The organism is Psychrobacter sp. 1Y4, from assembly GCF_051847555.1.
Map to the genome: position 1 here is coordinate 1 of NZ_JBPYDE010000693.1, position 648 is coordinate 648.

At 46.8% G+C, this 648-nt stretch carries 1 protein-coding gene; it reads left to right on the forward strand.

Annotated elements, in window-relative coordinates:
* Positions 1-77: 77 nt before the first annotated feature.
* Positions 78-648 (forward strand): LptF/LptG family permease (locus tag ACS8FC_RS18370; RefSeq protein ID WP_439297846.1); only part of this gene is annotated, 571 nt, incomplete at its 3' end.

Consider the following 648-nt stretch of genomic DNA (forward strand, 5'->3'; position numbering starts at 1 on the left):
GAAAATAGACTCGCCACTGCCGCGCCTATCAGCAGTATGGACAATCAACACAATAGCTCACAAGGAGGGCAGTCTTAATGCGCTCTTTATTTGCTAAGTCTGCAGGGGCTGGTCAGTTGGCCAAAAAACCTGCCAATTTAAAAGTCCTCAGCCGTTATGTCAAACTCAACGCCTTACTTGCTATTATCGCTGCCGTCATAGGCTTGTGGGCGTTACAGCTGGTCTTTTCTTACTTATCAGAGCTTGATTCGTTAGATGACAGTTATACGATGGGTCAAGCGCTTAAATATATCTTTTATCGTTCGCCTTACTTTTTAGAGCAGTTCATCCCAACGGGTGCGCTACTTGGTTCCGTCATAGGATTGGGCTTACTCGCCAATAAAAGCGAGCTGGTGGTGATGCGCGCGGCTGGGGTCAGTATTTATCGAATCGTCGGCTGGGTGTTACAACCTGCTTTGATTTTTGTGCTATTGGCATTGGCGATTAATCAGTTCGTGCTACCGCATTTCAATCAATTGGCAAAGCAGATCAATGATGAGGACAACACCTCGCTAGTCACTTCGGTGCGTGGCTATTGGACGATACAGCCACGATTTGATAGTGCAGCGAATGGTAGCGCGACACCTGATGGTAGCGATATTTTGTATA